The sequence below is a fragment of the Mesorhizobium sp. M1365 genome (assembly GCF_040317865.1).
In the GTDB taxonomy this organism is placed as follows: domain Bacteria; phylum Pseudomonadota; class Alphaproteobacteria; order Rhizobiales; family Rhizobiaceae; genus Mesorhizobium.
This window is the reverse complement of sequence record NZ_JAMYLG010000015.1, coordinates 53822-79043: the sequence shown is the minus strand read 5'-3', so window position 1 is coordinate 79043 and position 25222 is coordinate 53822. Positions and strand designations below refer to the sequence as shown.

Below are 25222 nucleotides of genomic sequence, written 5' to 3'. Positions count from 1 at the left end.
CGGTTATGGCGCAAGGTTACCGACCGCAATTGGATGGCCTGCGGGCCATCCCGACAAGCGAGAATTCTTTATCGCGCGCGCGTACTGCGCCACGCTATCCCCATCCCGGCAGCTCGACCGCGATTGGAAGCAATCTTGCTTACAGGCTCGGCAAGTTGAAAGACCTCGGACTGCTGCAGGGAGTCTGGCTCGACTGCGGCTGTGCCGACGGCGGCTACACCGAGGCCCTGGTCGCCTGGGGTGCCCGGAAAGCCATTGGTGTCGATCCTGAACGATCGAGGATCGACGAGGCCATCGCTCGCAAGCTGGCGAATGATGAGAGGCTTAATCGGCGGCCAAATGCGATCGAATACCACTGCTGCACCGACGACTTCCCATTACCGGATGCCTCTGTCGATGCGACATTGTTGAATGAGGTTCTTGAGCACGTCGCCGACGAGGCGGCCACGCTGCGCGAAATTTGGCGGGTCCTGCGGCCCGGTGGTCATCTGGTCGTGATGAGTCCAAATCGCTGGTTTCCATTCGAGGGCCATGGGATGCGGTTTCTAGGCCGCAATTTCGGGTTCCCTATCCCACTGCTTCCTTGGCTACCGAGTTCGTGGTCGGCTCGCGTTATGGCGGCACGGAACTACTGGCCCCATGAATTGCGCAATATCGTGGCCGCGGCGGGTTTCGAGATACAGAAGGTCGACTATGTGCTGCCGGTATTCGAGCTTTATCAATGGCTGCCGGCTGGCGTGATATCGACCTATCGGCAGCTCATCCCACGGATCGAAAAAACGCCTTTGCGGAAATTCGGCGTTTCAACCCTGGTCGTAGCGACCCGCCCCGTCACTTGAGTGGCGACACCCAGCTTCGAAGACCGGCGCTCCACTCCGCCAGCCATGACGAATTGAATTCGAGTTGAAACGAACTGGAGAGCAGGATGGCTTCACGACATCTCCCGGCTGGGATGCTGCGTGCGCGACTGATCGCGGGGGCGAAGCTTGCCGGATTTCAAGGCCTTGGTCCTGGGCTGGACGCTCGCGTCAGCGTCGACGCTCCATGTGCGGCCCTAACGCGATGAAACTGGATTCTGCCGCCGGCCCTGTGCACGGAGGCCGTCGGTTGTGTCGCCACCTGAGACTTAAGGAGACACCGGTCATGGCGCAAGGTTATCGACCGCAATTGGATGGCCTGCGAGCCATCGCGATCGGACTCGTCGGCGTCGAGCACTTCGGCGGGCCGTGGGTCAGAACGCACTTCCCCATCGGGGCGGGAGCGCTGGGCGTCCACCTGTTCTTCGTCCTGAGTGGCTTCCTAATCACGCGCAACTTGCTGTTCAGACTGGAGCAAGCCCCTGCGGGCGAAGTCATCCGCAGGTTCTACATCGGCCGCGCGGTACGGCTCATGCCAGCCTACTATCTGACCCTGCTGGTCCTGTTCGTGCTGGGCGTGCCCGAGGTTCACGACTTCATTCTCTGGCATCTCACGTACACGAGCAATTACCTCGCGGCTTCCGGCGGTCCCCTGCTGGTGTTCTGGTCCCTAGCCGTGGAGGAGCAGTTCTACCTGTTGCTGCCCATGCTGGTTCTGCTGTCCGGGCGCGATGCCGTGCGAGTGGCGGTATTCCTGATCGGCACCGGCTTCCTGTTGCGCACGTTGGTTCTGGCCACCCCGATCGATCGGTTTGCCTTCGAGCTCTCGATCTTCGGCAAATTCGAGATCCTAGGGTTTGGTGTGCTCATCGGCGCGTTATCCTATGCCGCGTCGAGGGAAGGACGCCGTCTCCGAGCCGGTCTGGACTGGTGGTGCGCCGGCTTGGCATGCCTCGCGTTCCAGTGCGTCGCCTCGTACGTCGCGGGCAACGGCATCCTGCGGCACCTCACTTTCAATCTGACGGTTGGGATCTTTTTCGCGCGGCTGGTGGTGGACGCCGACGCGGAGCTGCCAGGCTTACTCGCGTGGTTCAGCAGCTTTAGGTTCGTGCGCTTCGTCGGCAAAATCTCTTATGGCATCTACCTGACGCACGTGTTTTTCCTGAAGATTTTTCAATCGAGCGCGGTCGTAGAGCGGTTCGGAACCATTCCCCTTTGGGCTCAAGGGCTGATCGCCATCGTGCTGAGTCTGTGCGTTCCGACCATCTCATGGTTCCTGATGGAGTCTCCGCTGCTCAGACTGAAGGAGCGGGTGCTGGAGGGACGCGACGCCGCTCGCCTTGAGTATGGCCAATCCGGCCGTCAGTCGCGTCGGCAGGGGCAGCCGGCTGGGATTGCCGTCAAAGCCCAGTCGGATGTCGGTCGGGAGCTGTGAACCGGCGTAATCTAATTTAGGTGTCCGATAGAGGGCGAAAACCAGCTAAGGCGACTCCAAGGCATCCTCTCGAACCGTGGCGGTCCTGAGCGTCGCGGTGCCGGCGACTTCGTGGTACCTGATGCTGTACGGAAGTCCCGCCCTGGTGGGCAAGTCCTGGAAGTCCCGGCGCCCACGTCCCGAGTCAGGCGCTATTATTTGGTGGCAACTGCCGTGATGCCCATCAGGATGCCGGCCAATTGAATGCGCCGCAACCGAGCCGGAAGCCGTTGCAGAGCCCGTTCGATGCCGTGCAGCAGCCGGTAGGGCGGCGTGGCGAGCCAATATCCGGCGACCACCAGCGGGAACTCGACTGGCCGAAAGCCGGCCTGGAGCATGAGGGCGCGCAGTGAGCGGTAGTCGTATTCCCGCATGTGCATGCCCGTCGCCACCTCGTCGAAAAAAACCGAGATATCGTGCGGCCCCGTAACTCCGCTCGGGGTCGTGCACACATAGTGCCCCCCGGGCCTGAGCACCCGGTGGATCTCCCGGAGCTGAGCCTCGGCGTCCTCCACGTGCAGATGCTCCATGACCTGGTCCGAATGCGCCAGATCGACGGAGTTGTCCGCGAGCGGGATCTCGACCCCGTCCGTCTTCAGGAAGCGGAAATTGGCCGGAGCGGCGGCGAAATCCACCAGGGCGTCCGTGACATCGAGGCCCAGCACCTCACGAGTGATCCCGGACATCGCGAGGGGCAGCGAGGCGTCACCGCAGCCGATCTCCAGGTACACGTCGCCGCGCCCCATCAGAGGCTTGAGGACCCTGACCTGTTTCGCGATCCGGTCCGGGCGCGAGCCGACGGCGGCTTTTTGCGGATGGTCCAGCAGGCTGTTGAACAGTTCCGAATAGACTTCGGGATAGAGTCGAGAGCGCTCGTCGCGGCAAGCGGCCCGCAGCCGATCCGCGAGCCGGCGTTCGAGTTCGTAATGCGCGATCAGGCGCTCAGGTTGCCGTGTATCCTTCCAGCGCCGCTGGATCGCAACATAGTCAGGCTTCAACTTTGTCAACACGTGCTCCCATTCGATTTGGCCGCTTCTTGGGGCCGAGTCCGATGAGATCCTGGCGACCCGGCCGGCGAGGTCGACCCGGCAGCTGAGCGGCCCAGCGCAAGGGCCCTCCCGTGCAGAACAATCACCCTTGCTGTGGGCATCAAATCGGACCGATCCTCTACTCTCTCACCACGCGGGCAGGCTCGACGTCGTTGGGGTTGGACGCGGCCGGCAAGCTCTCGCCAGTAGGCGACGGGGGTGGGACCGGTGAACCGGCCGGCTCTCTTGGCTCGTTTTCGCCCTCGATGATGTTGACGAGGTCGCCTGGCTGCAACAGGGTCATCCCGCCGGACTCGATGCTGACCGGCCCGGCTGCCGATTGCCGCACGATTCGATAGGTCAAGCTGTTCGCATCCTTCGCAAACTGGGCGCGGGTCACCGGCAACGCGTACAGGACGCCTTCGCTGACGTTCAACTCGCGCACATTGGCCGCGATCTGGCTCTGCGTGCTCTCGATCTCGATCTCCAGATCGTTCCTGAGGTCGGCTCGGGCTCGCAACACCTCAGACTCCAGCGAAGCGAGGCGCTGCTTGGCGCTTGCGTATTGGTTGAGGGCGTTCTGCCTACGCTGCTCCGCGTCGGACAACTCACTCTGGATCTGATCCATCACTGTTATGCTGAGAACTTTGCGGTCCACGAGCGTTCGCATGCTGTTGACACGCTGCTGGCGTAGCTTGACGAGTTCGTCGAGCGACCCCATGCGCCCATAAGCGACAACATCCTGCCTGGCCGCCTCCAGTGCACGCATGGTCGCGCGCTCGCGATCCTTGCGGGCCGTGGCGATGCCCTTGCGCCGGTCGCTCTGCTCGTCGACACGGTTCGCAGCTTCGGTCGCGCCGGCCAGCTCCAGCAACTGGCGCGGGATAGCGGGTGCCGTACCGTCGCGCTCGGCCTTCAGAACCGCCGCGCGCGCGAGCAAGTTCAACATGGCATCGATCGCCCCGCTCCGCTTCTGGGTCTCGCGCACAGCTTCGATCTTCTGCCACGGCTCGCTCTCGGCCCGATCGAGTCCGCCGGCCAGTGCGATCGCGTGCAGGATCGTCATGCCGGTCGCGTACTTGAACGAGCCTGGATTCTTGACCGGCCCCAGCACGTAAACGGGCGGGCGCTCCAGCGGCAGGATATTGACCAGTCCCTTGCGGCCCAGCAGTTGATTGAAGGTTTCCACTAGGTCGGCCTGTACCTGTTGCGTCGACCTGAGGGCGACCGGAATGGAGCCCAGCAAGGGCACGGAAATCGTGCCGTCCTCTTGGACAATATATTCGCCGCTCAGTTCCGGACGCTGCAGGATGCCGCGCAATCCCGAGGATGCGGCCCCCCACTTGTCTTCCTCGACGTCGACGCGCTCGTAGAACGCGACCTTAAGGCGGTCGCCGACGCCGAACACGGCTCCGGTTGGCACGTCTGGCGCCTTACTCAGGGCTTTGGGGCGCTCGGCATTGGTGGCGACGGCAGGGTCGGTGCTCTGCTCGACCATTGCCGCGGCCGATGCATCCGGCCCCTTGCCGAGGGTTTGGGGGTGCCCGGCAATGGTGGGGACGGCAGGGGCGGCGCTCCGTTCGACGAACGTCGCGGCCGACGCATCCGGTCCCGGCACGATCGCGCGGGCGCGGGAGGATTCGGCCGTGGTTTGAACCGGTTGTTCTTGCCAGCTATCGATGGCAGCAGACACCTTCTGCATCACGGCCCCGGAGATGTCCTCGAGCTTCTGTACCACGGGTCCGGAAGCATCCTCGGCCTTCTGCATCACGGCTCCGGAGGCATCCCCAACCCTCTGCGCCAGGGTTCCGGAGGCATCCTCGACCTTTTGCACCAGGGCTCCGGAGGCGTCCTCAACCTTCTGCACCAGGGCTCCGGAGGCATCCTCGACCTTCTGCACCAGGGCTCTGGAGGTGTCCTCAACCTTCTGCATCACGGCCCCGGAGGCGTTCTTGACCGGCTGTGCCGCGGCCCCAGAGGCATCCTCGACCTCCCGCACCACGGGTCCGGAGACATCGTTGACCTTCTGTGCCACGGCTCTGGAAAGAACTTCGATTGCTCCTACTGCTCCTGCCCCCCAGTTTTTGACCGCGGCCCCTCCCAGGGCGGCGAGCCCGGAGAGCCCGAAGACAAGCAGGACGACCTTCCATCCCCCGCGGTCGGCCGCCTGTGACGAGGGAGTGTATTTTGCATCCATGGCCATGGCGCGTGGCTTTCACTTTCAAGTGGCCAGCCCGTCCCGAACTGCCGAGCATCGGTCGACGAGGAAGGCTCTGCCTTATCGTGACCCTTCACCGCCAGCGGCACAACTATCCCTTTGTAGGCACTCCTTCCGGATAAACACCCCGCCGGCGAACTCGTCCAATGAGCAGATTGCTGTGCTGAAGGAGAACCTCTTTGATGGCAAACGCGACAAACGCGATCGAACGCAACGAAGAGCCGGAAATAGCGGTCCGACTTAGCGTCTCGAATCCCCTGCGGCCCCAACATGCGTTCGCAGAATGGCTGGGCCGTCTCCAACTTCGTCGTCCAGGCCTGGAGAACGAGCCGATCACGATCTCCGGCTCCTCGTCCCAAAGCCGATCATTCTGCTATGTCGATGACCTGATCGACGGCTTGACTCGCCTGATGAATGAAGAGGCGACCTCGACGAAGCCGCAATCTTGGCAACACTATCGAGGTAGCAATAGCAGAACTGGCCCGCCTTATCATTTCTCTCGCCGGATCTCACAAGGCTCGAATTCCAGCCCCTGCCAGAGGACTTCCCGGCAGCGCTGCCCCCGATATCGGCCGCCCCAGGGGCCGCGCCAGGCAACTCCTCTATTGCTCACCGCAGGTGCAAGGAGAGGCTCGGCAAACCACCGCCTATTTCGATGCCCGGAGGCATCCGTGCTGTTGTGCGCGCTGCGCCGCATCGCCTTGGCCGACACCCAGTTGCCACTGCCAGCTGTGGCACGTAGCTCGGGCGCTGCTCAGGATCAGCGCGCGCCGCGTCAAGATCGCCTTCTCCTCGGCCTGCGCCGTCATCCCAAAATGGCGGCTGGTCGCGGCGCGGCCCCTTCGCCCGCGGTTCTCCCGCCTGACACGCCGCGCCGCCCCGCGCCAGACCGGCGGCACCACCCACGCCCCACGGGAGACCAACCCCGGCAACTCTCGCGGCCCGCGCATCCGTCGCCTCGATGGTGCTGGCTGCCGCCCGGAGCGGCTGAAAGCCAGGGCTCGCATCCCTCACCAAGCCCTCAAACTTGAGAATCCGGGGTAGCCCTCGACGAAGCTACCCTACGCCTAAAGAGGGTGTTCTTGTCTAGGGTTTTCCTCGCGTAAGGTAACATGGTCAAGAAAGAACTATGCGAGGAGCACCTTGCGAGACGCGCGTTACCTCAATCGCGTCAGGAGAGGCCACGATGACAACGAAATCCTTGATAATCACAAAGTCTTTCACAACAGTGCTTGTCAGCCAAAGTGAGTTACTCCGAGAGGGCCTTGTTTTAATTCTGGATGCAGCAAAGTTTCGCATTATTTTCTCTGCGGCTTGTGTTCACGACCTTCTGCAGAAGCCGCTGCCCAAGCACCGGTCCATCTTGCTCATCATGGATGTCGACCGTATTGATGCAGATGCTGGATTTGCGCAAATTTCAGAATTTAAAGGGATTTATCCGACCAGCCATGTCGTTGCGCTAGCCGATCACTGTCGACCCAACGATATAGTTTCAGCCCTTCGCGCGGGGGCCGACGCGTATTTGACAAAAGTTGCCGCTCACGACACCTTCATCAAAGCTCTCGAATTGGTTATGCTGGGGCAGACGGTTCTACCTGCGGAAACTTCGACGTTTATTCAGGACATAAGACATGGTCTAAAATATGATGAATTAGCAGTACATGAGGTTACAAATGTGGCTCTTGCAATGGAGAACGCTGATCGAGAACCATCAATGCTGTCAGCTCGGGAAGATTGTATTATACGTTGCCTGATCGGAGGGGAGTCTAACAAGACAATCGCGCGCAAGATTAACATCGCCGAAGCGACGGTGAAGGTACACGTGAAGGCCATCCTTCGAAAGATTCGGGTCGGCAACCGTACCCAGGCTGCAGTTTGGGCGATGAACCATGGTATGCTCACTTCCGCTCCTGGCAAAGGCCCGTCAGGGACCGAAAACATGGCTACTCAGCCTTCTCACCATCCGCAAGAGCTACTTGAAGGACAAACCGAGTACCACCTTCTCAAGAACACTCATCCTGTGTGACCGCCTCCGGGTCTTGACAGCGACGGATCGCAATGGGGCGCTGAGGTGGACCCTCCAACCGGACCTCAACCCGGCCTTTAGTGATTGCCGTCGCGGATTTCGCAGACAGATGACGGGTTCATAGCGACGTGGTGCCAACCCAGGCCAAGTTCGATGCCCATCAGGCCCCCGGGAGGTTCAAACAACTGACCTAGAACGTCTTCCGCGATCATCTGGTGCTCGAATGCCGCCCTGAAATGGGACGGCGACCTTTGGCACCCCAGTGCCTACGTGCCGCTCACGGCCGACGTGCTGGAACGCAAGATCGAGCTCCTCGACAAGCACTTCGGAACGCGGCGCTCCAAGGACGGTTCGACCGCCAGACACTCGCTGGGCTTGCGAGGTTGCGCTGGATGGAATGGCACCCGAGCATTTCGCCGAGGCTTTCACGCTCCGGAAGGCAAAATACTTAGCAGTTTGCGAACATTCTCTCGCAAAACTTACGGGGCGATCGTCGAAAAATGGAGTTGGCCTTGAACTCACCGTGCGATCTGCTTAACTAGTTATTCTACAGCGGTCCGGCAACAAGACATCTACAAGCACAGATAGGTACAGAACTAGCACAGATAGTACAGGACTAGCCATGTGCAAGCCGATCGTTTCTACTATCCATTTTGAAGTTGAGGGATTCATCAAAGTGGACAAGACAAAAATTGCTCCTGGATTTTCGTTCAAGAAAGCGCGGATCGGGACGGTCGAGGGCGGAGAGTCCGGGGTTTTGGTGTGGCATTGGGATCAACTGGTCGCGGTCCTTACTCAGATCGACGAGGAAGCCTACTCCACGAAGGGCAAATGGTTCCTCGAGACAGGCTTCGGGCTGCTGAGCGGGCAGCACAAGAATTTCGATACGATCGAAGAAGCCATAAGATGGGTGGCCAGACACACTTTCCCTGACAGTGCAGATGGATCGGCGGATTCAGCGGCAGAAAGTTAACCCGATTTGCGGTCAGCTTCCCGCCTGGCGGAAGTCGCGCATTCCCTTCTCAATCGGTCGTCCGCGAGGCAAGTTTCCTGTCGGCGGGAATCGTCTTGGCTTTGCGTGCCGCCCTGTGCAGGTCTCCGCGAAGCCTTTCGGCGGGACCTAGACCCGTTTGTCAGACGGCCGTCACCTTATGACAGCCGCCTCGTCGCGGGTGAAGCTGACGACCAGAGCGGCATGAGCACTCCACGCCTGAATGTCCTACAGGAACACGGGACGGTATGTCTACGCCGGCTTGCCGTCGGGTCGAGCGCCGAGAGCTTCTGCGGCCGCATGCGGACCACTGCCTCTGACACTGCGCCCTTGGAACAGCTTTCAATAGGACTGCGGAACAACATCATCGCGACGAAGCCGGGCGCTTCGGAGCTCCCCGCCAAAATCCCCTACAGCATACTATCAGGAAGCTCGGGGCAACGAACCCCACTGGGGCGGGGGCCGCTGTATCTCGGGCGGCTCCCGGATGCCACTCACTGCAACGGAGATCCCCCGACTTTCACTAAGACCGCCCGCCGGGATTCACCCGAGGTGGCCGTCTTATTGCTTGGGATACGCTTCGGCAGGAGTTCCTTCCGCGAAGAGATCGTTGACTTTGTAGGCGACTTCCGTGCGGTTGGTCGCCTTCAGCTTCTTCATGATATTTCGGATGTGGACCTTCACAGTGCTTTCGCGCAGGTTCAGTTCGTAGGCGATGATCTTGTTCGCCTTTCCGCGCCGGAGCGCTTGGGCGACCTCGGCCTGCCTGAGCGTGAACATGCCTTTCAAAGGCTGCGTGTCGGGGCTATCCGAACCTATCAGGTGGCGCATGCAAAGGACACTGCTCGCAGGGACGAAGATGCCTCCCGCTGCCGCGAGGTTGATAGCCTCGACACAGACGTCGATTTCGACCGAGGTCGGAATGTAGCCGCGTGCGCCGCATTCGAGAGCGGTCAGTATGTGTGCAAGATCTTCAGTGTCGGCCAGGATAACCACAGGGACTGATTTGAATTCGGACGAAATATGCCTAATCTCGTCTGCGATGCCCTGATCGGTGATCTTTCGGCCGCCAAGGTTGAAGAGTATGGCTGCAAGAGGAGGTGCCGAGCCCTTCTTCACGCGCCATTCATCGATCGAACCCACGGCGGCGATCTCCATGCCGAGTTCGTGGTCCGCGAGAGCCGATGCGAGACACTCGCGGCCTAGAGCCCGTCCGTCCAGGATGAGGAGGCATCCTCTGCCTGCTTGGCCGTGGACACTTTCCGTTCCGCTGGACAGCACTCCTGACCGTTTGGCCGTGTGTTTACGCCGTCCTGCTGTGGAACCCATGTCACTCCCCAATCTTTTCGCACAGGCCGCGTTGCGGCTGCCAAAACACCCCTCATTCTTCGCAATCTGAAAGCTTGAATACGCTGCCCTGTGTTTGAATGCGCTTGTGATTGAACACCCAGCCCTTGTGAAAGCGTGAGCTCACCAGCAGTTTCAGCAGTTCTTCGCCCCTAGCCGAGAACAGCTTGTGCAGCCTATCGTCTATTTATAAGCGTTCTCTAACATAAGTTAATTTTTAGAAAATTTCGCCTCGACGGTCGCCTGAGGACATGTGTTGAGACCGCGTCACCCCCGCCTTGAAGCTCCGCGCGAGTTCGATCGTGACGCGCGGGTCCGGTCAGATTCAATCCCTTTGGCCATGTGCCAACCGTTGAAATGATTCCCGACCGCTTAAGGAATGCCAAGAGGTGGGATAGCTCTGCGAGGTTGACTAACCGGGTACGCGATGATGCCATTCTCAGGATGGGACCGCTCAGCCAAACCCCAAGCCCAGCAGCTATTCGAAGGGAGGATCGGTAGTTCCTCGCGATTGCGGACGAGAATTCCTGAAGGTGGATATTGGCATGACCAGGGCGCAGTTCGTGGCATCCGTGGCCAAGCGCTTTAGGTCCGAGAACACCCGGCTGTATCTGCCGCCGTTTATGGGCAGCTTACGCGCATTTCGGCAGCACCTTCTCCTCATGCGATAGGCCATGGTGCCGTCGGTCATGATAATCGGGCCTTTGCGGCTGCCCTCGTCAAGATAGACTGCGGCCAGGTAAGCCAACTGCCAGCCCGGACATCGTCTGGAACTGCCCGAGCGACGGCGCACTGTCGTCTTCCAGCAGAAATTTTGCTGATGGTCTATGCGCTGGTGCCCAGCACCGCGCCGCAGGGGGGCGACGCGAAAACCCCGCTAGAGACGGTTGAACCCGAGCTGAGGGAATAACCTTTACCTGAGATACTCGCTGTCGAATCCGGCTGTTTTGACCAGCTTCTTGCGGTTGATCACCTCTACATAACCTGCCTTGAAAGCGACGAGATCGGCCTTGCGGAGTTCCCTTAACGTCCGATTGAGGTGAACGGTGGTCATTCCGAGGATGTCGGCCAATTCGTGCTGGGTAAGCGGACACTCATATCGTCCATGGGCCGACAGGCCAACGATCGAGAGCCTCTCCTCCAACTCGAGCAGGAAATGGGCGGTGCGGCTCATCGCGTTCCGCCGCCCGGCATTCATGAGATGTTCGGTAAGGATGGCGTTCAGGCGGGCCAGGGAGCAGGCGATAGTCTTGCCGAGCCGGCCTTCCGACAAGATGGCCTCTACCAGTTTCTTGCTGGAAATTTCATAAACAGCTAGTTCGGTTATGGACGCCAGGGACGCTAAACGAGGTCCGTCCACGGAACGGAAACCGACAATGTCCCCCCGCAGAGGAGTGTCGATGATCTGCCGTTCTCCGTCCAGTAGTCCGCGGTAAAGGAGGGCCCAACCCGATTTTACGATGAATATCCCATCGTTATTGTCATCCTGGCGGCATATCACGGAATGGGGTTTGTAAATTCTTGCGGTAACACCGAGAAAATCGTTGTTACCCCAATCGTCCTTCGAGAATGTCCCCCCTACGGGATGCGAGTGTATGAACTGCAACAGTGTTTGCATGTTGCTTCAATTTCCGCACAACCTACAATAATTACTCCCGTACGAGTTCGACAGAAGGACCACCTACGGTAGAGGCAGGATGGCCTACTGTCCTCGTCTGTTTGAATGAAGTAGATTGACGGTCGGAAAAGCGCGGTCGCGCCAGTTGTCGCACCTCACTAGCAGGCTGTTGAAGAAGTCTGACGTATTGCCTTGAGGATGGCCTGGTCGCCGTTGTGGTAGGCGAATGTGATCTCGATCGAGCCGTCGTCGAGCAATGCGGCATAGCCATCGCCTGTGACTTCATCCATCTCGTCACACCCGGCCCATGTGAAGTGAACTATCGAGGGCCTGTAGCTCAGATCGAGACCCGCTTGCAGGGCGCCAAAGGCGATCTCGCCGTTGTTGTCGGGTCCGATGGCGATGGTTGCGGGCCCACCGAGGTTCAGGTAACCGCGATCCCACAGATCGGCTTCGATGATCCGCCAGCGGCCGATCAGTTGGCAGCCTGCGGGCGCGGTCATTTCGACGCCGCCAAGAGCTTGGGCAGCCGCACCAGATTGTAGGCGGCGGCCGCGAAGCTGAAGGCCCACCCAACGCGGTCGCGGCCGCGCAATTTGGTCTTCTCCTGCCCAGCGACGGTTTTGATCCAGCCGAACGCCTCTTCGATGCGCTTTCTGATGCGCTGGCTGACGGCATAGCCACCGTGGCGCGTGGTGCGGCGATCGATCGCCGAACGACGGCCGTTCGTGTTCTGCGCTACGTGGGGTGTCACCTTCATCGAGCGCAACTCGTTGACGAAGTCCTCTGCGTCATAGGCCTTGTCGGCACCGAGCGTGATCGCCCGCGGCCGGTCGGCACGAGGTTCGATCATGTGCAGGGTCGCCACCCGCTCGGCATGTCCGTCGGCCAGCGTCAGACAGGCTTCCACCAGCAGGCCGTGGCGGTTCTCCATCAACCCATGTCCCATGAAGCACAACCTGGCCTCCTTGCCCCGCTCTTTGCGGTAGAGCCTGGCGTCGGCGTCGGTAGTCGAGGTATGCGTCTCGTTCGATCGCCTCTCGCCGTGGAAGTCCACTTCCGCATTGCATCCGCCGCCGTCTGCCGGCGGTTCGCCATGACCGCCGCTTGGGCCGCCCTTTGGCTTGACGCTCTTCATCGAAGCCCAGGCCTCGATCAGCGTGCCGTCGACCGAGAAGTGATCCGTGGACAGGAGCTTCTTGACTTTGGGTTGCGCCAGCATGGCCGCCAGGAACTTCGCCGCGATATCGCCCTCCAGCAGCCGGTCACGGTTTTTGGAGAACACCGAATGGTCCCAGGGTGCGTCGTCGACGCCGATGCCGAGAACCAGCGGAACAGGAGGTCGTATTCCAACCGTTCCATCAAAAGCCGCTCCGAGCGGATCGAATAGAACGCCTGCAAAAGCATCGCCCGCAGCAGCTTCTCCGGCGGGATAGATGGCCGTCCGATCGGCGAATATAGCGCCGCGAACTCACGCTCCAGCTTCGACAGGGCTTCAGTCACGATCGTCCGGATCGCCCGCAATGGATGATTGCGCCGAACCCGGACCTCAAGGTCCACGTAGCTGAAAAGTTCGCCAGTTCGATCGCCGCCGCCGCGCACTCGTCATCTCCGAATCCCTTCGGAGCCAGTGAATCATTGCTGCGGTCCGGTGGCGAGGGCCTTTTTCAAAAGCCTGCTAGACGGTTTCGAGCCGGCTGAACCGAACCGGGATGAGTTTCCGGGTCTCGAGCTGTCCTGCCGCATCCTTGTCGATGACAGTCAGAAACTGTGCTTCTTTAGATCCCAAAGGCAGAACCAGCCGTCCCCCCGGCTTGAGTTGCTTCAGAAAAGCCGGCGGTGTCTGCTCAGCCGCCGCGGTGACCAGGATCTTGTCGAATGGGGCGTGCTCGGGCCAGCCGCGAGACCCGTCTCCGACACGAATGCCGACATTGGATAAGCCTAGCTCCTGCAGGAGAGCCTCCGCACGGCTTACGAATTCCTCGATGATTTCTACGCTCCAAACCTGCCCGGCGAGTTCCGCGAGGATTGCGGTTTGATAGCCCAGGCCAGTGCCGATCTCGAGCACCGCCTCGTGCGGTTGGGGAGCAAGGAGATCGGTCATGAGAGCGACGATGAATGGCTGCGAGATGGTTTTATCGAAGCCAATCGGCAGCGGCATATCCTGGTAGGCATAAGGTGCAACCGAGGCTGGCACGAAAAGATGCCGCGGCACTCGCCGCATCGCTGCCATCACCCGCTCATCGAGCGCCGCCTTGCCGAGTTCTTCGCTTGCAAGATCGGTATGGATTGCAATCATCTCGACCATGTGCCTGCGTAGGACCGCGAGGTGCTCTTCGTTCATTGGCTTCATGACGGTGGGGCTTTCCTCAACCAGTTTGCTGCCGGTGAGCATTATATCCCGTTCGTCACGGTAGCGCCCGCCATCGTTTCCATTACGGGTGCCAAGGGCAAGCGTGGGTGACCATCTTGGCAGGCCATCGCCGGCGGCGACCCTGGAGATTCTGGGCGCTATATCCCCATAGCGGTGTGTCCCACATGCGGCTATCTCGCGCATCAGCTTCGCCAGCACCGGCCGGGAGGGCGAGGCGCCGGAGCCGTGCTCCTGGTGGGCGAGGCGGCAGCCAGCCGCCTTGACCTCGTCGGGCGTCGGTCGCCCGATCCTCGGTCGAGACGCGGGGATCGCCAATGGGCGGCCGATCGGGAGAACTGGACGTTGTGCGTGCATTTGGCCGGTTTCGGGGGCGACATTGTCGATCTGAGGACGGCGCAAGGCCAGGCCGACGCCCAGTTCGAAGATATGGCTTGTGCCTGGATGGATTTTCTCGCCGATGGCAAACGGCCGCCGTCATGGAGCATCCACGACCGCTTGGTTGCTGAAGGCAAGTTCGGCATTCTCGTGCCCAGCTTCGCCCCAGGTGCCGGCACATCCGATCAGAACCTCGTGCTATGGAGCTGGGGCGAGGGGCTCCCGCACCAGGTCAAGGTGATCGATCCGGAAGGCCGGCTGCCTCGGAACCAATTGTCTGGAGCTAACGCCGCAAGGGTCGGATCGAATTGCGACTCAGGCGATTATCCGCGCCGCCCGCGCGAGCGTGCGTTCCGCGTCATTGTAATAGTTTGAGGCCTGCTGCGCGGAGCGATGCTGCGACTGCTGCATGGCTTCGGGCAGCGGAATACCGCGGCGTGCGATTTCGGTGAGATAGCCGGAGCGCAAGCTGTGGGCGGAGAAGGCTTCCGGATCGAGCGCCCGGCCTCGGCGGTGCGCCGCTTCAGGATCAGATTGACGGCCTGCGGCGTCAGGACGCGCGCTTCGAGATTGCCCAGTGGTCGATGCCGCCAAACACGACGCGGTCGCTGATCCTGGCGCGTTCCAGCCAGTCCTTCAAGACCAGCACAGGCCGGCCGACGAGCAGCACGAAAGCGTCGCTGTCGGCTTGCGTCGTCTCTGTGCGGCCGAGCCGTATCGACAGGCACGGCAATTTATCGTGCCGGGAGCGTTGGGATCGGCCGGAACTGGGTCTTCGTCACCAGCTGTTCGACGCGAAGAGCAGAAATTTCGCTGCGACGCCGGCCGCTGCAGGCGAAGGCCGTGATGAGAATCGCGCGATCCCTGACGTCGACGAGACGGTCACCGGCGCATGTTTCAAGAGGGCGGCCAGAATATCGGCGGTCACAGCCTTCCTGCTCTTGCGGCCGCGGACGGGCCTGGCGCGCACCGCCCGTTTGATCGCGCTCTGCAGGCCCCGGGGCTGCAAAATTTCCGCGCAAACCGCGCCATTGAATCACGTCGAACAGCTCGACAGCCGCCAGCGCACGGTGCACGGCGCATACGGACGGCTTTTACCCGCAACAGTCCCTCCGCCTTCGGCGCGGCCATGACCGCAACGGCACACTCTGATCAGACGGTTGCCGGAAGGCGCGGCTGGGGAGGTCAGCGACTACCTCGTTGCTGCCCCCAGAATTGCCATGATCTCCTGTCCCGCCATCAGAAGCTGATGCCTACGATCTTTACGCCGATACGATCGGCGAGTTCGAGCAATTCGGAATAGACGTCAGAATTCCCGGTCAAATCGAGCGACACGCCGGACTGCACCAACGTCCTTGCCGGAATTCGATCGCCAAACAGCATCACGGCGAGAGCCCGGTCGTCCTGCCGAGAAATCCAGCAAAGTCCCTGGATATCTGGGCATTGTACGTGAATGGCTTCAGCCCAGGGGCGTGTTGCTGGGTAGCGGTCCTTCTCGGTGTCGATGACCTGGCTGCGCTTGATGCCGAGTTTCCTCAGCGCTGTGACGCTCAGATCAGCCAAGACCAATTCGCCCTGCGGCGCCACCTGCGAATAGACTTGATCCGCCAGTTTCACCTTGTCGTAGGTCTTCAGGCCCGGCGCGAATGGCACATCGTGGAAGACGGTTTCCATCGCCGCGCAGTCAAAGGTCGTGCCGCCGTACAGAGTTGGGATATTGGCCCCAGTTGCATTCTTGATCGGGCTGAAACGGGCATCGCCTTTCAGGCCTGGATTGAACTCGACGCCGGCATAGAGATTCAAATGGATACGATGGATAACTTGGTCCGCCGGCCATATCGTTCGGGTGATGATATCCTGCAAATCGTGCGATGGAACGGGAACTGGAATCCCAGGTCCCCGTCCAATCTTTGATTTAGCCATGGAGTGCGCCTACCAACTCATCCTCGGCGGCCGCAAGAACGCGCTCGGGTTGCGCAGGGAGCACATCTTGCGGACGCTTGCCCCCAAGGAAGCTATTGACCGATGCAAACCAATAGGCGAGCCCCCAGTCGTCCTTTTTCTCGTGTAAGACGCTCAGAACCTTAGCGAGCGCTTTGATAGGCCGATATCCAGCGGCGGAATCCAGAGCATACCCAGGGAAATAGTCTACGCCCCGATGCCGAACTGCAAAGATCTGGCCTTCTTTCTTCCACTTGTTTGGCTGCGCACTCAGGTTGCTTGTGCTGAACCCAGCCATTTTGGCGATTTGGGGAGCGGTCAGCCAATCGCCGCTCTCCAGCACTGCCTTTCTCGCCTCGGCCGTCATCCGCGCCTCGACAAGCATGTACTGCGGGGGCGGCACCTGAGGGACCAGGGCCTCGATTATTGAGTTAATGGCTTCACGTTGGCGACTCATCAGGATGGTACGGACCAGAGGCGCGATGCTGACGACCGTGTCCGCAAGGGCGCGAACTGCAGGTTCACTCCCATGCTCGAACGTTAGTGCTATGACTTGCTCTGCAGTCAGCCGATCAAGTTGATCACCAACCTCCTTCGGAGTTCCGGTGAGCGCGCCAAATCCCGATAGCTCAATGGTGTCATTGGTATGTGCCATAATATTCCACTCCGCTGGGTTGGTGAGGATGATTACATATATAGCACGATAACCGATCTCATCAAGTGGTGTTGCTGCGATGCTCTCGGACGCCTGGGAAGACATCAGTCCACTCCAGCATCAACCCTGGCTCGGCACCCTTCTAGTCGCTCGCATGCTGCGGCAGCGCCGCAAGACCACGGCCCCACCTGCTGGCGCTCAACAGCGGCCTGCACGTTATCGGCCGTGAGCGCCGGCGTCACCGTGACCGGACCACACGCCTGCTGGCATTTGTCGACGCCTTTACTGAAGCCACCGCGCTCGGCCTAAAGGAACATGACCGGCCGGCGTTGGCGCGGGAACAGATGCTGCGCCGCACCAGGAGCCGGCGCGGCAACTCGAAGCTGCCTCCGCATAATCCATTCCAGCAAATCCGCATCGAGCGTTGCGTGCCTCCCCCCGTGCAGATACCTCGATACTGTCGCCTTACGCTTGAGCTGCTCAGACATCGCCGGCGTCAAATTCACCAATGGTGTCGCACAGTCCGCGACACCGGATCACCGCGCCGCCTGATCGGCCGCGTCACCCAATTCCGACCATAGCTCCTCGCGAGCCGGCCTCAAGCACAAGAGCCGCTCCGACACGCCTGTCGCCCGAATTGAGAAACTGACCCCCTGACGAGATGAAGAACTAACCCCCTCGGTTATGAGAGGAGGCATGAGGGGGTGGACGAAGCCCATCCTCACAATGTTCGCCTACCGGGACAAACGTGACGCAACGGAACGGATGGTTCACCGGTAAAGTCTTGGGGAGGTTTGCGAAAGGAGACCAGCATATGACCTGCGAACGAGATGTCGGCACGTTCGAAGAGCCCGTGACCGTTTTGCTGTCCTCGGGCAAAGTCAGTGGTTCGAGCACCCGCGAAGCCGCCGAAATGCTGCTTTACCGCTGGCCCATTGGAGAAACCGCGCGCCGCATCCAGGCTCGTATGCATGCATGAAGGTTCTCGGCGGCGGCAGCTCACCGGATGTAGCGCGCGTGGCATTTCTCAGCGCCGCCAAGGAAGCGAAAATCCTGAACGCCTGACATCGTCAATGCGTGCCCCACCACTGTCCATCATGCATCACTCTTGCAGCAAACATCCTGCGTCGATCATGCGGAGACGCCGAATCCTTGCGCGAGAAGGCTGGAGCCGCGGATCTGCACTCTACGTGGACATATCACCGCTCCGGGCAAAGCGGCCTACGGATCAAAAGTTACGTGGAAACCTGCCCCACCAAACTTTGTCTGGCAAACGCATGTCGGCCCTCCCGATTTCGTTGCGAGGGGCGAAGCTGGATCGCGCGCACTCGGTCTTCATCGCGTGTTTTCGAAAGAGTTCGTGAGAGAAGGCAACGGGTCAAGTAGTTCAGTGTTCGATCTGGAGGAATTGAAGCTGCTCGGCCTCGATCCGACAGGCAATCGATTACGGCCCAGGGGTGACTACCGATAAACCTCATTCCCGTTAATCTCCGGCCCCTGTTTCGAGGCAAGAGAATCGCATGCGCGGCCTCGTCGAGGAATTCCGCACGTATGGGCATGTATGGGGCCCTGTCGGGCCGCGACATCTACTTAGGACAGTCGCCGCGACCATAATTTTTGATAACAGGTCAGGGTCGCGGGATGCCGAGCCGCTTGAAATACCGAGTTGTGCGGGTGCTCGCGATCGTCCCGCCTCAACCGCGCAAGTGCGTCATCATCGCCGGCGAGCGCCATAGCCAAACCGGGAGCGCTTATTCTCGACGGAGCGCCGGGCATTGTCTGATCGTGAAGACGGTGCTTGATCACCAGCCGCCTGAGTGTGTCGTCGCTTGCGCTGTAGTCGTGCCTGAACAGATCAATGACCCTCTGGACCGTGATCGCCTTTGCCCGTGGCAGGTAGAGCGGCCGAAGCCGTTCGCCTGTTTCTGGCGCTGTTTTGCCAGGGAGTGCATTGGTCATTCGGCCCATAGCGATATTCTGCGGCCCGCCGTTTCGCCCGACATCACGGAACGATATCGCCCCTCATGTATTAGAAACCCATGGACACTATGGAACCCCACGGCCACGGGATGGCGGTCGATATTTTAACATCGGAAGTTGCCAATGCCAGGCAGCGCATCTACCGGACCGAGCTCGCGCTTCAACGCACTGAAGAAATGCTGGCCGAAAATCTCGCGCTGTGCAGCAGGATACGAACTGCGGTCGAGGCCGCAGACCGCTTGATGGAGATCGATCCCCCCAGCTTTGAACGACATCACGTGGGTTGAACTGGGCCGGCGTTCATTCGTCGCGACCTTGCGGCACCCTGCCGCAAGAGCTTGCCCTGTTGGCATCACAGCGTGAGCAAACATTGGACAGAAGCATTCCAACGTTCACGATGTGCCACGCGGACGCCAAACCGACACAAATCTTCAGTTCAAAGAGCGAGGATAATGCTGCGGCAAACGAAGGTGACACGGGGGGTCTTCGCGCGAGCCAGTTATGCGATCTCCCGCTCGGAAATTATACTAAATATTCCGACGTCCTGATGGAACCCTTTCGTTGCGGGCGAGTTGCGGCTCATTGGGAAGGGACTCCCCGAACATGGCAACCAGCAACAAAGCAGACCATCAGTCTGTCTCCGAAGCGTTTCGGAAACTGATCCGTTCCGATGGCTATCGTCATAACCTACAAACGTTCGTAAATCTGGGGGTCGAACCAGAACTGCCGCCACACCTTCAGTCATTACTTGCGGCTATTGATCGGGCCAAAGAGGGGCCGACCGAAGAAGTCCCTTAACTCCTCGGCAGCAAGCGTCATTACCTGCTGCATGTCAGCGCCGTAGCGACGGTAGTCCTTGTAGCGGAAGGTGACGCCGGCCTCATCGAAGCCGATCAGGCGGCGGTTCGAGATTGCCACGCGGTGGGTGTAGCGCGACAGATAGGCGAGCACCGCCTCCGGCCCGGCGAACGGCGCCTTGGCGGTAGACCACCCAACACTTCTTCCGAACAGGAGCAAGGTGGTGCAGGAATGCGCGTCGATCGGACAGGTGCACCAGCGATCCGAAGAAGGCGAGCCGCCCGGCGTCGTGCAGAGCGACCAGCCGGGCGAGGAAGAGCCGTCGGAACAGTTTGCCGAGCACGCGCACCGGGAGCAGGAAGGCCGGCCGCGAGGAGACCCATCGGCTATCGCCCAGTGCGATGCCGCCGCCCGGCACGATTATGTGCACGTGCGGATGGTGGGTCATCGCCGATCCCCAGGTGTGGAGCACGGCGGTGATGCCGATGCGCGCGCCGAGGTGTTTTGGATCGGCTGCGATCGTCAGCATCGTCTGTCATGATCACGGAATCGGGACCCGATATTTTCGCGCAAAAGGGACCCCGGTTTTGGGGCGGTGAAGGGCACGCCGGTAAGCGCCCGATCAGGCGGAGCTGGTCGGGGTTGCACAGCCTGATCGGGCGCGGCTGATTGGCTTTTCGGCTTTAGCTTTGAGATCGGCTCTTGAAGCGCCAGGATTCGTTGCCGGTCTCGGCGATCTCGCAGTGATGGGTGAGGCGGTCGAGCAGCGCGGTTATCATCTTGGCGTCGCCGAAGACGCTCGGCCATTTCCCCGAAGGCGAGATTGGTGGTGATGATGACACTGGTGCGTTCGTAAAGCTTCGAGACCAGATGGAAGAGCAATTGCCCGCCGGCCAGAGCGAAGGGCAGATAGCCGAGCTCATCGAGTACGACGAAGTCGAGCCGGGTCAGGTGATCGGCAATGCGGCCCTGGCGGCCGGAGCGGGTTCGGTCTCGATCCTGTTGACGAGGTCGACGGCATTGAAGAAGCGCCCGCGTGCGCCGTTGCGGATGAGAGAACGGGCAATTGGCTGGCCGAACCTCTGACAGAGGCACGCGGAAGGCCATCGATCTTCGCCCTCCAGCCATCATGCGCTATCGCACGACCGGTTCAATCGGGAACCGGAGCAAACCTGCGTCGGCATCGAGTTATGTTTAAAAATGAACAAAATCACTCTATAATTTAGATGAAGATAGACATATTGATGGACATGGCATATCGTCAGATGGAGGCTGACATCGGGAAGGGGCCTCGACACCCAGGGAGGAGATATAAAAATGAAATCGAAGCTGGTTTTGCACGCTTCCGTCGCGACCTTGCTTGCGGCAGGCTGCTGCGTTGCCTTTAGCGCTTTTGCAGGGGAAAAGCCCAAGGGGCTGATGCTCTTTTCGTACCTCGGCGATCAGGCCTATGTTCGCCAGTACAATGTCGCTAAAGGCCGGGCGGGCAAGATTGAAGATGTCCAGATCGACGTCAAATCGGGCACCTCGCGCGGCGACGTCAATTTCTTCATTCAGGAAATCGTCAACGCCCCCGCTGAAGGCTACAAGGTTATCGGCGTCAACACCGGTGCCACCTCCAAGGAACTGGTAAGCGCGCTCAACGATGCGACCAAGCAAGGTATCAAGGTGCTGTCCTTCGACGGCGCGCCACCCCCGATCGACGACCTGACGGCGCAGGTGAATTATGATCCGGTCGGGGCCGAGAAGGCAGTCGTGCAGGAGTTTGCCAAACAACTCCCTGCGGGAGGCGAGATTGGCGTCATCCGCTGTATTGCGGGCCTGGCGGATACCGACGCGTTCATCAATGCTTTCAAGGATGCGTTGAAGGGTACGAAGTTCAGCATCGTTGCCGAGGGCGACGCCCGTTGCGACCCCGAGAAATCGCGCACGATCGCCGAGGGCATGTTGAACGCGCATCCAAATCTGGTCGGCATCTACGATATCTTTGACGTCTCGGCACAGGGCACGCTGCAGGCGCTCGAGGCAGCCGGCTCCAATGTCATCGTTGGTTCGGTCGGCGGCCAGGAGTACGCGCTGAAGGCGATCGCTGCGGGCAACAAGAACTGGAAGTTCACGGTCCCTTACCCGTTCGAGGTGATCGCCAGAACAGCCACGGACACCACTGCTGACCTGGTGCGCGGTAAAAGCGTTGAAAAGCTTGTGGTGGTGCCGGCGCAGCCCGTCCAAACCTCGGAGAATGCGGGTGGCATGCTGAAGACGGTCTCCGACGTTGTGGCGGGCAACGTTGATGACGTCGTGAAATAGCGCCACCGATGGAAGCGCACGTCAACATTGCGGGGAAATCATCCGACCCGGCGGCGGGGCGCCGCGATCACCTCTCCATCCTGCTATGGCTTCTGCAGGCCGGGCCGATCATAATTCTCGTAACCCTGGTCGTGGCATTCGGCCTGCTTGCCCCGCATTTCATTTCGGTGCGCAATCTTCAGAACCTCCTGGCCCAAAGCGCGATTGTCTGCGCCTTGGGCCTGGGGCAATTCCTCGTGATCCTGGTTCGCGGCGTCGATGTCTCGGTCGGCAGCGTCATAGCGCTGAGTGTCGTGACGGTGGCCACGCTCACCGGTGTCGATCAACCCAGCTCGATTGCGCTGGTCATCTATCCTCTTGTTGGTCTGATTGTCGGACTGATCAACGGCTTCCTCATCGTTAAAGGCGGCATTCCGCAGCCCCTCGTGGTCACCGTCGCGATGCTCGGCATTGTTGCCGGCGTCGCATTGCTCATCAGCGGCGGCAACACGCTCGTGGGTGTTTCGCCCGCCGTGCATTGGCTGGCAAACGGCAAGATGCTGGGCATACCTGCCGGCGCCTTGATGGTCCTGGTTCTTGCAGGGTTGTTCTGGCTCATGTTGCGGCGTACGCAATGGGGCCGCTGGCTCTATGCGGTTGGTGGCAATCCCGATGTCGCGCAATGGGTTGGGCTTCCGCGCGACAGGTTGACCATGAGCGCCTATGCCATCTGTGGCACCACAGCGGGCATTGCAGGCATGCTGTATCACGGTCGGACCGGGTCGGCTTCGCCTCTTTCGGGCATCGGCTATGAGCTGGACGCCATCACGGCGGTGGTTGTCGGCGGCGCAAGTCTCTTCGGCGGTCGCGGCAGCATCACCAACGTGCTGTTCGGCGCGCTCATCATCGCCACGATCCGCAGTGGCCTTCAGCAACTCGACGTCTCTCCGTTCTGGTCATCGGTGGCAATCGGCGTCGGCATCCTGCTGGCCCTTGAACTCGATGTCTTGCGCAAACACATCGAGACCCGCATTCGAACGCTGCGTGCGAGGCAGGTGAGCCAATGAGTGTCGCCTCGCCAGACAGCATTTCCAAGATGGCCACCGATGCGCGTCTGGTTCTCTCGGTGCGGGACGCGCGCAAGGCCTACGGGTTCGTAACGGCGCTGGCTGGTGCGTCGCTTGACCTCCATGAGGGCGAGATTGTTGCCTTGCTCGGCGACAACGGCGCCGGAAAGTCGACACTCATCAAGGCGATCACCGGCATCGTAACGCTGGATTCGGGTGACATCGAGCTTGACGGACACCCATTGCGGCTGCGTTCGCCCGCCGACGCGCGTGCATCGGGCATCGAGACCGTGTTTCAGGACCTTGCTGTCTTCGACAATCTGACCGTATCCGACAACTTCCTGATCGGACGCGAGCAGACGCGGCCACGCTGGCTCGGTCCGCTGGGCTTCCTTTCCGCTGGACAAGAGCAGCGACAGTGGCTGCAGCATGCCAGCGCATTGAGCGTCAGCCATGTCTCACCTTCCCAGGAGATCGGACTGATGTCGGGTGGCCAGCGTCAGGCTGTCGCGGTTGCACGGGCAGTGGCGTTCGCCCGACGGGTGGTCATTCTGGATGAACCTACGGCGGCACTTGGTGTGCGCGAATCCGACGAGATATTGACGATGGTAAGACGCCTGCCGGAGCGAGGCCTGTCAGTCATCATCGTAAGCCACAACATGGACCACGTCGTGCGCGTGGCGGATCGTGCTGTCGTCATGCGGCAAGGCCGAAATGTCGGCGAGATGATTGTACGCCAAGGCGTTCAGAAAGATCTTGTCGCGATGATCATGGGTGTCACCTGAAACAGAGTCATCTGGAAATCCTGCCGCTTTGTAAAATTGGATTGGCGCGGTCGACGGCAAGTCGATCGATGAGTTCCTCCACTTTCCCGAGGCTGAAGATATCCTCAAGCGCCAGATAGGCAGCGCCAAAAAGGGCACTGTCCTTTTGCGGGTTGGCAAGCACGATCTGCAACTCGCGCGTGGCGAGCGGCAGGCATCGCTGGTAGACGAGTTCGCGGATACCCGACAACAGAAACTCTCCGCCCCTGGCCAGCGTGCCGCCGACCACGATCAGGCTCGGATTGAGGATGCTGACGACATCGGAGGCGACTTCGCCGATCACCCGCCCGGCGCTGCGCAGCAGCATCAGGGCTTCCGGTTTCTGCATTTCAACCAACAAAATGACATCGCGGGCGTTCTCCGCCTTGAAGCCTTTGCTTGAGAGATCCCGGGCAATCGCCCAGCCGCCGGCGCGGGCTTCAACGCAACCGAGCTTGCCACAGCGGCACAAAGGCGCGTTCTCGGAGTTGAACTGGATATGGCCGATGTCGCCGGCCGCGCCCTGAGCGCCACGAAAGATCTTGCCGCCGGCGATGATGCCGCTGCCGATACCCGTTCCCGCCTTGATGAAGAACATGTCATCGACATGCGGGAAATTCTGGCGGTGCTCGTGGATCGCCATGAGGTTTACGTCATTTTCGACATAGATTGGTACATCGAAACGACGGCACAGCCAGCTGATGATGTCGAATTCGTCCCACCCGTGAAGGACCGAGGGACCGACGACGCGGCCGCGTTTGAAATCGACCGGCGTGGGCATGCTGAGGCTGACCCCAAAAAGCGAGCCATGGCTGGTTCGAGCCTTCGCTGCAAGAATGTCGAACCCGTCGGCAATCTGCTCGAGGGAAGCCGCCGGTCCGTCCGACGCGTTGAACGGTATTGTGCTTTGCGAGACGATCGCGGGTTCGAGGTCCATTGCGGCAAGATGGATGTAGGTTTCGCCAATATTGGCGACGAGAAAGAAACCCGCCCGTTCATTGATCCCAAGCACGCGCGTCGGCCTTCCGCCACTCGGCATGGTGCGGGCCGTCTCGCGAATCAGGCCTGAGTCGATCAGCGCATTCAGGCGCTGGGTGACAGTCACGCGTGACAATCCCGACGCGTCGAGCAACGCTGACCGGGACGTGGCGGCGCCAGTGGCAATCAGCGAGAGAATTTCCCCGCTGTTTGCAAGGGCGGGATGCTCCGCCGTACCATTTGTCCTGACCATTCCGCACTTTCCCGTTCGCCCTGAGATTTAGCCACAAACCCCCGGGAGATAAAGGCGTGTCTGCAAGAAAGCTGCATAGCTTTTGTACAAAAATATGCAATAATACGTTGACTTATAGATATATCGATGACTAAGAGTATATCGTCTGGGAGG

24 protein-coding genes and 4 pseudogenes are annotated in these 25222 nt (G+C 60.3%); 14 read left to right on the top strand and 14 right to left on the bottom strand.

All coding sequences use genetic code 11. The annotated features are described in order from the left end of the window. Positions 1-5 precede the first annotated feature (5 nt). Complete coding sequence (locus tag NKH04_RS18350) at positions 6-839, top strand: class I SAM-dependent methyltransferase (protein ID WP_353044725.1); 834 nt, start codon at positions 6-8, stop codon at positions 837-839. A 304-nt stretch (positions 840-1143) separates the two neighbouring features. Beyond that, positions 1144-2292, top strand: coding sequence for an acyltransferase family protein (locus tag NKH04_RS18345; protein WP_353044724.1), 1149 nt, complete (start codon positions 1144-1146; stop codon positions 2290-2292). Between the two features lie 194 nt (positions 2293-2486). Here NKH04_RS18345 and NKH04_RS18340 read toward each other — a convergent pair whose 3' ends face one another. Both NKH04_RS18340 and NKH04_RS18335 read right to left on the bottom strand, forming a co-directional pair. After that, positions 2487-3338: a class I SAM-dependent methyltransferase gene (locus tag NKH04_RS18340; protein WP_352933677.1), complete on the bottom strand. Its 852-nt coding sequence runs from the start codon at positions 3336-3338 to the stop codon at positions 2487-2489. A gap of 160 nt (positions 3339-3498) precedes the next feature. Beyond that, positions 3499-5562, bottom strand: coding sequence for a polysaccharide biosynthesis/export family protein (locus NKH04_RS18335; RefSeq protein WP_353044723.1), 2064 nt, complete (start codon positions 5560-5562; stop codon positions 3499-3501). 197 nt (positions 5563-5759) lie between these two features. Here NKH04_RS18335 and NKH04_RS18330 point away from each other — a divergent pair, with 197 nt between their 5' ends. The 3 genes from NKH04_RS18330 (at position 5760) to NKH04_RS18315 (ending at position 8576) form a co-directional block, all read left to right on the top strand. Further along, the gene (locus tag NKH04_RS18330; protein WP_353044722.1) at positions 5760-6608 is read left to right on the top strand and encodes an NAD-dependent epimerase/dehydratase family protein; all 849 of its coding nucleotides are present in this window, start codon (positions 5760-5762) and stop codon (positions 6606-6608) included. A gap of 155 nt (positions 6609-6763) precedes the next feature. Continuing rightward, a complete protein-coding gene (locus tag NKH04_RS18325) occupies positions 6764-7603 on the top strand; it encodes a LuxR C-terminal-related transcriptional regulator (protein ID WP_353044721.1) in 840 nt (279 codons plus the stop codon). 622 nt (positions 7604-8225) lie between these two features. Next, positions 8226-8576, top strand: a complete 351-nt coding sequence (locus NKH04_RS18315) for a hypothetical protein (protein WP_353044720.1) — start codon at positions 8226-8228, stop codon at positions 8574-8576. 579 nt (positions 8577-9155) lie between these two features. Here the strand turns inward: NKH04_RS18315 and NKH04_RS18310 are convergent. From NKH04_RS18310 to NKH04_RS18290, 5 genes and pseudogenes are all read right to left on the bottom strand, one after another. Continuing rightward, positions 9156-9923: a response regulator transcription factor gene (locus tag NKH04_RS18310; protein WP_352933663.1), complete on the bottom strand. Its 768-nt coding sequence runs from the start codon at positions 9921-9923 to the stop codon at positions 9156-9158. A gap of 931 nt (positions 9924-10854) precedes the next feature. Then, positions 10855-11559: a Crp/Fnr family transcriptional regulator gene (locus tag NKH04_RS18305; RefSeq protein ID WP_352933660.1), complete on the bottom strand. Its 705-nt coding sequence runs from the start codon at positions 11557-11559 to the stop codon at positions 10855-10857. A gap of 158 nt (positions 11560-11717) precedes the next feature. Then, the gene (locus NKH04_RS18300; RefSeq protein ID WP_353044719.1) at positions 11718-12062 is read right to left on the bottom strand and encodes a hypothetical protein; all 345 of its coding nucleotides are present in this window, start codon (positions 12060-12062) and stop codon (positions 11718-11720) included. Beyond that, positions 12059-13161, bottom strand: a pseudogene (locus tag NKH04_RS18295) (IS5 family transposase). Before NKH04_RS18295 ends, NKH04_RS18300 begins: the two are co-directional and overlap by 4 nt. 76 nt (positions 13162-13237) lie before the next feature. Beyond that, a complete protein-coding gene (locus NKH04_RS18290) occupies positions 13238-13912 on the bottom strand; it encodes a protein-L-isoaspartate(D-aspartate) O-methyltransferase (RefSeq protein WP_352933758.1) in 675 nt (224 codons plus the stop codon). 369 nt (positions 13913-14281) lie between these two features. On the opposite strand from NKH04_RS18290, the gene NKH04_RS18285 reads away from it, so the two are divergent. After that, a complete protein-coding gene (locus NKH04_RS18285; protein ID WP_502893851.1) occupies positions 14282-14683 on the top strand; it encodes an RES domain-containing protein in 402 nt (133 codons plus the stop codon). On the opposite strand, the pseudogene NKH04_RS18280 reads toward NKH04_RS18285, so the two are convergent. The 3 genes and pseudogenes from NKH04_RS18280 to NKH04_RS18270 form a co-directional block, all read right to left on the bottom strand. Next, positions 14624-15395, bottom strand: a pseudogene (locus NKH04_RS18280) (tyrosine-type recombinase/integrase); the annotation flags it as partial. The gene NKH04_RS18285 and the pseudogene NKH04_RS18280 sit on opposite strands and share 60 nt — an antisense overlap. Positions 15396-15547: 152 nt before the next feature. Continuing rightward, entirely contained in the window at positions 15548-16111 is a 564-nt protein-coding gene (locus tag NKH04_RS18275; protein WP_353044718.1) for an RES family NAD+ phosphorylase, read from the bottom strand. 112 nt (positions 16112-16223) lie between these two features. Then, complete coding sequence (locus tag NKH04_RS18270; RefSeq protein ID WP_353044717.1) at positions 16224-17009, bottom strand: hypothetical protein; 786 nt, start codon at positions 17007-17009, stop codon at positions 16224-16226. On the opposite strand from NKH04_RS18270, the gene NKH04_RS18265 reads away from it, so the two are divergent. The 4 genes from NKH04_RS18265 to NKH04_RS18250 all read left to right on the top strand — a co-directional run bounded on the left by NKH04_RS18265 (position 16984) and on the right by NKH04_RS18250 (position 17969). Beyond that, entirely contained in the window at positions 16984-17133 is a 150-nt protein-coding gene (locus NKH04_RS18265) for a DUF1612 domain-containing protein (protein WP_353044716.1), read from the top strand. The genes NKH04_RS18270 and NKH04_RS18265 overlap by 26 nt on opposite strands. Then, the gene (locus NKH04_RS18260) at positions 17093-17485 is read left to right on the top strand and encodes a DUF1612 domain-containing protein (protein ID WP_353044747.1); all 393 of its coding nucleotides are present in this window, start codon (positions 17093-17095) and stop codon (positions 17483-17485) included. The genes NKH04_RS18265 and NKH04_RS18260 overlap by 41 nt, the downstream gene beginning before the upstream one ends. Positions 17486-17718: 233 nt before the next feature. Continuing rightward, positions 17719-17883 carry a hypothetical protein gene (locus NKH04_RS18255; protein WP_353044715.1) on the top strand — a complete coding sequence of 55 codons (165 nt, stop codon included), beginning with the start codon at positions 17719-17721 and terminating at the stop codon, positions 17881-17883. Further along, the gene (locus tag NKH04_RS18250) at positions 17832-17969 is read left to right on the top strand and encodes a DUF982 domain-containing protein (protein ID WP_502913415.1); all 138 of its coding nucleotides are present in this window, start codon (positions 17832-17834) and stop codon (positions 17967-17969) included. The genes NKH04_RS18255 and NKH04_RS18250 overlap by 52 nt, the downstream gene beginning before the upstream one ends. A 525-nt stretch (positions 17970-18494) precedes the next feature. Here NKH04_RS18250 and NKH04_RS18245 read toward each other — a convergent pair. Next, a complete protein-coding gene (locus NKH04_RS18245) occupies positions 18495-18863 on the bottom strand; it encodes a hypothetical protein (protein WP_353044713.1) in 369 nt (122 codons plus the stop codon). A 110-nt stretch (positions 18864-18973) separates the two neighbouring features. Here NKH04_RS18245 and NKH04_RS18240 point away from each other — a divergent pair, with 110 nt between their 5' ends. Continuing rightward, entirely contained in the window at positions 18974-19171 is a 198-nt protein-coding gene (locus NKH04_RS18240; protein ID WP_353044712.1) for a hypothetical protein, read from the top strand. 511 nt (positions 19172-19682) lie between these two features. Here the strand turns inward: NKH04_RS18240 and NKH04_RS18235 are convergent. Both NKH04_RS18235 and NKH04_RS18230 read right to left on the bottom strand, forming a co-directional pair. After that, positions 19683-20214, bottom strand: a pseudogene (locus tag NKH04_RS18235) (IS91 family transposase); the annotation flags it as partial. 151 nt (positions 20215-20365) lie between these two features. After that, positions 20366-20749 (bottom strand): annotated as a pseudogene (locus NKH04_RS18230) (ATP-binding protein); the annotation flags it as partial. Positions 20750-20999: 250 nt separating this feature from the next. Here NKH04_RS18230 and NKH04_RS18225 point away from each other — a divergent pair. The 3 genes from NKH04_RS18225 to NKH04_RS18215 are packed head-to-tail and all read left to right on the top strand — an operon-like array spanning position 21000 to position 23820. After that, the gene (locus NKH04_RS18225) at positions 21000-21989 is read left to right on the top strand and encodes a sugar ABC transporter substrate-binding protein (RefSeq protein WP_352774054.1); all 990 of its coding nucleotides are present in this window, start codon (positions 21000-21002) and stop codon (positions 21987-21989) included. A gap of 8 nt (positions 21990-21997) precedes the next feature. Then, positions 21998-23035, top strand: a complete 1038-nt coding sequence (locus NKH04_RS18220) for an ABC transporter permease (RefSeq protein WP_353044711.1) — start codon at positions 21998-22000, stop codon at positions 23033-23035. Beyond that, positions 23032-23820: an ATP-binding cassette domain-containing protein gene (locus NKH04_RS18215; protein WP_353044710.1), complete on the top strand. Its 789-nt coding sequence runs from the start codon at positions 23032-23034 to the stop codon at positions 23818-23820. The genes NKH04_RS18220 and NKH04_RS18215 overlap by 4 nt, the downstream gene beginning before the upstream one ends. A gap of 7 nt (positions 23821-23827) precedes the next feature. Here NKH04_RS18215 and NKH04_RS18210 read toward each other — a convergent pair whose 3' ends face one another. Continuing rightward, the gene (locus NKH04_RS18210; protein WP_353016406.1) at positions 23828-25069 is read right to left on the bottom strand and encodes an ROK family transcriptional regulator; all 1242 of its coding nucleotides are present in this window, start codon (positions 25067-25069) and stop codon (positions 23828-23830) included. Between the last annotated feature and the right edge of the window lie 153 nt (positions 25070-25222).

What these genes read in the sequence shown, in the direction of transcription:
- NKH04_RS18350 (WP_353044725.1), top strand. Translation starts at nt 6, where the DNA reads ATGGCGCAAGGTTACCGACCGCAATTGGATGGCCTGCGGGCCATCCCG.
- NKH04_RS18345 (WP_353044724.1), top strand. Translation starts at nt 1,144, where the DNA reads ATGGCGCAAGGTTATCGACCGCAATTGGATGGCCTGCGAGCCATCGCG.
- NKH04_RS18335 (WP_353044723.1), bottom strand. Translation starts at nt 5,562, where the DNA reads ATGGCCATGGATGCAAAATACACTCCCTCGTCACAGGCGGCCGACCGC.
- NKH04_RS18330 (WP_353044722.1), top strand. Translation starts at nt 5,760, where the DNA reads ATGGCAAACGCGACAAACGCGATCGAACGCAACGAAGAGCCGGAAATA.
- NKH04_RS18325 (WP_353044721.1), top strand. Translation starts at nt 6,764, where the DNA reads ATGACAACGAAATCCTTGATAATCACAAAGTCTTTCACAACAGTGCTT.
- NKH04_RS18315 (WP_353044720.1), top strand. Translation starts at nt 8,226, where the DNA reads ATGTGCAAGCCGATCGTTTCTACTATCCATTTTGAAGTTGAGGGATTC.
- NKH04_RS18310 (WP_352933663.1), bottom strand. Translation starts at nt 9,923, where the DNA reads ATGGGTTCCACAGCAGGACGGCGTAAACACACGGCCAAACGGTCAGGA.
- NKH04_RS18305 (WP_352933660.1), bottom strand. Translation starts at nt 11,559, where the DNA reads ATGCAAACACTGTTGCAGTTCATACACTCGCATCCCGTAGGGGGGACA.
- NKH04_RS18300 (WP_353044719.1), bottom strand. Translation starts at nt 12,062, where the DNA reads ATGACCGCGCCCGCAGGCTGCCAACTGATCGGCCGCTGGCGGATCATC.
- NKH04_RS18290 (WP_352933758.1), bottom strand. Translation starts at nt 13,912, where the DNA reads ATGAAGCCAATGAACGAAGAGCACCTCGCGGTCCTACGCAGGCACATG.
- NKH04_RS18265 (WP_353044716.1), top strand. Translation starts at nt 16,984, where the DNA reads ATGCTCTCGGACGCCTGGGAAGACATCAGTCCACTCCAGCATCAACCC.
- NKH04_RS18270 (WP_353044717.1), bottom strand. Translation starts at nt 17,009, where the DNA reads ATGTCTTCCCAGGCGTCCGAGAGCATCGCAGCAACACCACTTGATGAG.
- NKH04_RS18255 (WP_353044715.1), top strand. Translation starts at nt 17,719, where the DNA reads ATGACCTGCGAACGAGATGTCGGCACGTTCGAAGAGCCCGTGACCGTT.
- NKH04_RS18245 (WP_353044713.1), bottom strand. Translation starts at nt 18,863, where the DNA reads ATGACCAATGCACTCCCTGGCAAAACAGCGCCAGAAACAGGCGAACGG.
- NKH04_RS18240 (WP_353044712.1), top strand. Translation starts at nt 18,974, where the DNA reads ATGGCGGTCGATATTTTAACATCGGAAGTTGCCAATGCCAGGCAGCGC.
- NKH04_RS18225 (WP_352774054.1), top strand. Translation starts at nt 21,000, where the DNA reads ATGAAATCGAAGCTGGTTTTGCACGCTTCCGTCGCGACCTTGCTTGCG.
- NKH04_RS18220 (WP_353044711.1), top strand. Translation starts at nt 21,998, where the DNA reads ATGGAAGCGCACGTCAACATTGCGGGGAAATCATCCGACCCGGCGGCG.
- NKH04_RS18215 (WP_353044710.1), top strand. Translation starts at nt 23,032, where the DNA reads ATGAGTGTCGCCTCGCCAGACAGCATTTCCAAGATGGCCACCGATGCG.
- NKH04_RS18210 (WP_353016406.1), bottom strand. Translation starts at nt 25,069, where the DNA reads ATGGTCAGGACAAATGGTACGGCGGAGCATCCCGCCCTTGCAAACAGC.